Genomic DNA, 3,986 nt, shown 5'->3' with positions numbered 1-3,986 from the left:
AAATGGCCCGTCAGCGAACGTACGTCCCTCGGCCATTTCGATCTTGTGGGGGATTTCGTGCCCAGCCGGCACTTCCTGGCGCTGGACGAGCAACAACAACTTGCCACCGGATTGATTGATGAGCCCTACATCCGAAAGAGCAAAGAAACAAGGCTCCTGGTTAGAAAACGCTGCGGATTCGATCTGCTGTTTTCTCATGCGGCCCGCAGGACCCATGTCGACAGGATCCTGCGGGTCGTGTTTCCCTCCGACTGGAAGGCGCTTCTTTCACTCGTGTTTTTCAATCTTGCCGAGCCCTATCTGCCCATGTACCGTTTCAACCGATTCGACAGGAATAATCTTCACCCCTATGGACAGAACGTGCATAAAGACATGATCACAGGGCTATTGCGATTGGTGGACGAACAGGCCCGGAGCTCCACATTCGAAATGCTTCGCAAGGCCAACAGCAAAGAAGGCGCAAGGCTTCTGGCGCTGGACAGCACCTCGATCGCTGCCCTGGGAGAGCTTTTGTACCGGGCGAGTCGGGGGTACAGCAAAGAGGGTTTGCGGGACGAGGAACAACTGGAATTGCTGACCGTGTATGATTTGCGCACTCGGATTCCTTTATACTACCGCACACTGGAAGGCAAAATCGCCGACGTTGCCACACTGGAGAACACGGCTGGTAATCTTCAACGCGACGGAATGGAGCCGAAGTATGTGGTGTTTGTCATGGATCGCGGCTATTACAGCGATATAAATGTCCGTCATCTGCTGAAGGCGCGTTACAAGTTCGTCTGTGCGGTGGATATCCGGCGCCATGCGTTTGTCAACGAATGCGTTCGTTTAAATGGGCCCTCCGTTTTGTGCGCGGACAACTATATTGAGGACAAAGACCTTTACTGTGCGAGGTTCCGGCACAGTATCGACATTCCTCGCAGAGGCCGCGGCGAGAATCTCATGAACCTGGCCCTGGACATCTGTTTCAATCCCGAGCGGGCAAAGCGCGAGCAACAGTTGCTGTCCCGCAAGATTGCAAAAATGCGTGCGGCATTGGAAAGAGGGCAAGCGACACTCGAACCGAATTCCGAGTACAGTCGGTTATTTACAGCAGTGGAGGAGAAAGTGTATGGCCAGGGAACAGTCACCTCGTTCGTGGTCAGGACGGATCAGGAACAACGTGAACGATCGCTGTGCGGATACTTCGCCTAACTGTCGGACGGTTCACTCAGCACACGGGAAGTGGTTGACGCCTATGCTCAGCGGATGATGATCGAGTGTTCGTTCAAGAACTTCAAGGAACGCTACAGCCGACCGATGCACAGCGACGACCAGGGAGTGGACGGAGATATATATGTCACGTTTCTCACCGTGGTGCTCGAGAGCTGGATTCGTGAGCGGATGAAAGAGAAAAAACTGAACGGGACATACACGATGCGTTCTCTGTTCGACGAAATCGCGGGAATCGAGTGTTCGTTTTCCGCAGACAAACCGAAGGACCGCACATACTCGGAGATTACGAACAAGGCCGGAATGATTTTGTACCAGATGGGCGTTGATATGCCGAACGAATGCTGGCCGGTGAAGATACGGGATCAGATTGCCAGAGAACAGCGGGAAACCAAAAAAACCCCGAAATCTGAGGAAAAAGAGGCATCGAAGTCAGCTTGAACCCAAACTTGTCCCCTGTAGTGCGAAGAATACAGAAATATAGGTCAAGGGGAGAACGTCAAGCATATTCAGACACAGATGAGCTATTCAAGCCCCACTGGTACCTTGAACGTCTACGCCCATTTGATGAAAGGCGAGAATCAGGAGGCCGCTTGCAGGTTGGAAAACACCATTTTTCAGACAACCGGTCACAATTTGGTCACAAACAAAAATAAGGGGCTAACCAATGTTGGCTAACCCCTTGATTTTCATGGTAGGCGGTACTGGGATTTAATAGGCAATATATCGCATTATAATGACTACTGTTTTTAAATGTGCGACTTGTATGTATACCTAAATATATACTTACCGCAAAGACCCCGTTTCCGCCTAATTTTTTGCGGTGTTCACACACTGTTCGCTACGAGAAGAACCGTACAAGCCGAACTGAACGGTGAAGTCGGTCGCTTCGACCACTGGCCGGATATTTCGGTGTACTTTTTCCATCCTTACGATGCCGTACCGGGCCATTGTCTTGAGAGTACGGGGCGTGATGAGCAACAGTCCGTTTGTATGCGTTGACAACAGCGTGGACATGTGCATGGCTTCCACCTTCGCGCACATTCATAATCTGGATAAAATGAACTGGTTGACGGAAACGCCCTCCTCCGCCGAACGGATGGCAAGCTCGCGGTGCTTTTCCGCAGGGACTCGCAAGGTCAGATTACCCCGAAATGTCTTCATTCCGAAAGGCTCCGGGACTGGGGCGCCATCCTCTTCCAGCCATCGGATGGATTCCATGACAACGAATTCGATCTCCCGCAGGGCGGCTTCCACCGTGTCGCCATGGGCGGACAGGGACGGAAACTCCAGGCACCGGGCCACATGGCATCCGTCTTCCTCGGACCAGGCGATGCGGTACGTGTATTTTGTATTATTCTTCATGTTTCGCCTCCAGCTTTTCCAGCGCCTTTTTTACGTCTCTTACCTGATACGGCTTGGCCGTCTTTCCGTCCCTCTGTAGGTTGATCCGGGGATCTCCACGCCAGGGGGTTTTGAATATGAAGTGGCTTCCCCTGATTCTCGGTTCTCCGAAATACCGCCTGCATAGGGCGATCAGATCATCAAAGGCGACATTGTTCGGGTTGTCCAGAAGCGCTTTCTTCATGCGTGAAAGATAGTGCATACGCTATCATATGTCAAGCAAAAAATTCCCTTTCCTTGGGGCGGTGTCTATCTTTCATGGCCATTCTGATTATCATTCGAATCATCTGAGAGAAAAAAAAGGGGGGAGGCCGAAGCCCCCCCCTTTTATCTCGTGTTTTGTGTCACCACTTTGGTTGTTCTACCTTCCGATTGAAATCATAGCAGACAGGAAGCCCTGCTGATACACCGTCGGATACCTCTTTGGTTGCGACATTCTGATTGGTTGCAGTGCTCTTCGCCGCCAATCCTACCGCTGTCTGTCCTGCTACCGCCGCCGCTCCCGTTCCAATCGCCGCCGCTGCTGCTCCTATACCCGCGAGTGCGGGAGCAACTGCCATTCCAACGCCCGGCAATGCCAACGCCGCCAGACTCAGGACACCTATCACGGGATTTCCCTTGAGAGGCAGACCTAACTGATAGCGTGCTTCTTCAGGGATATCATCCATGTTCATAACTGAACGGCATAAAGCTGGTTCATCTCCCCCCAGGAAAATTTCCCGAACAAGTGTGGGAGATACCTTCTGCAACGACAGGCCAGCAACTTTTGTGTTTCCGACAGGGAGCATTGCGCCGTCATGGGAGAGGACGAATCCCTTCATTTCTTCCGAATTATCTTTCCAGTCTTCCCAAAACATTGAGTAGATAGGCTTCAGACGGCTATTCCCAGGGCTGACGACAAGAACATGCCCGCGGGAACCATCAATATACATCATCCTGATACGTTTCGCTGAGCCATCAGGCGTTTCGACCTTGTGGCCCTCAAACAGTACCTTGTCCTTCATGGCCTCATCTTTCCATGCTTCCGGAACGGAGAGTTCCTTGGCTTCTTTGGTGTTCGCGTAGGACGGAGTGTTTTCTACCTGCCGTTTAGTTTCTCTATAGGCTGGATCAAGATTTCTAACCAACGCCGCCGTGCAGCCACTCAGGGCCGCCAAACACATCATACCAATCATAATAACTGCCATGCTCTTTTTCATCTTTTTTTCTCCTTTCAAATCAAATATGCTGGTCAACGGTGGCTGCCCAGTATCCCGTAATGTCGTCGGGAAGAGTGCAGGAGTAATCAGCCTCGTTGTAATACGGAATACCCGGAAACATTATGCCCCTATGATAATCGGCTACAGCCGACATTGCAGAGTAGTCCTTGT

The 3,986-nt window shown here is 51.6% G+C and carries 6 protein-coding genes; 2 read left to right on the top strand and 4 right to left on the bottom strand.

Annotation, left to right across the window (positions count from 1 at the left end):
- Window positions 1–1,194: transposase (locus tag K0B01_14675; GenBank protein ID MBW6487387.1), on the top strand; the 1,194-nt coding region annotated here is incomplete at its 5' end.
- A 30-nt stretch (window positions 1,195–1,224) separates the two neighbouring features.
- A complete protein-coding gene (locus K0B01_14670) occupies window positions 1,225–1,653 on the top strand; it encodes a hypothetical protein (protein MBW6487386.1) in 429 nt (142 codons plus the stop codon).
- A gap of 369 nt (window positions 1,654–2,022) precedes the next feature.
- Here the strand turns inward: K0B01_14670 and K0B01_14665 are convergent, their stop codons facing one another.
- The 4 genes from K0B01_14665 to K0B01_14650 all read right to left on the bottom strand — a co-directional run bounded on the left by K0B01_14665 (window position 2,023) and on the right by K0B01_14650 (window position 3,815).
- Window positions 2,023–2,235 (bottom strand): hypothetical protein, encoded by a 213-nt coding sequence (locus tag K0B01_14665; GenBank protein ID MBW6487385.1) that lies wholly within the window; start codon window positions 2,233–2,235, stop codon window positions 2,023–2,025.
- 21 nt (window positions 2,236–2,256) lie between these two features.
- Window positions 2,257–2,577, bottom strand: a complete 321-nt coding sequence (locus tag K0B01_14660) for a type II toxin-antitoxin system HicB family antitoxin (GenBank protein MBW6487384.1) — start codon at window positions 2,575–2,577, stop codon at window positions 2,257–2,259.
- A complete protein-coding gene (locus tag K0B01_14655; protein MBW6487383.1) occupies window positions 2,567–2,818 on the bottom strand; it encodes a hypothetical protein in 252 nt (83 codons plus the stop codon). Before K0B01_14655 ends, K0B01_14660 begins: the two co-directional genes overlap by 11 nt.
- A 142-nt stretch (window positions 2,819–2,960) precedes the next feature.
- Window positions 2,961–3,815 (bottom strand): hypothetical protein, encoded by an 855-nt coding sequence (locus K0B01_14650; protein MBW6487382.1) that lies wholly within the window; start codon window positions 3,813–3,815, stop codon window positions 2,961–2,963.
- Window positions 3,816–3,986: the final 171 nt, after the last annotated feature.

This window comes from Syntrophobacterales bacterium, from assembly GCA_019429105.1.
GTDB lineage: Bacteria > Desulfobacterota > Syntrophia > Syntrophales > UBA5619 > DYTH01.
The sequence above is the reverse complement of the archived record's forward strand: the minus strand, read 5'-3'. Positions and strand labels throughout refer to the sequence as shown.

Coding starts and splice junctions, on each gene's coding strand:
- K0B01_14655 (MBW6487383.1), bottom strand. CDS start 2,818: ATGCACTATCTTTCACGCATGAAGAAAGCGCTTCTGGACAACCCGAAC.
- K0B01_14660 (MBW6487384.1), bottom strand. CDS start 2,577: ATGAAGAATAATACAAAATACACGTACCGCATCGCCTGGTCCGAGGAA.
- K0B01_14665 (MBW6487385.1), bottom strand. CDS start 2,235: ATGCACATGTCCACGCTGTTGTCAACGCATACAAACGGACTGTTGCTC.
- K0B01_14650 (MBW6487382.1), bottom strand. CDS start 3,815: ATGAAAAAGAGCATGGCAGTTATTATGATTGGTATGATGTGTTTGGCG.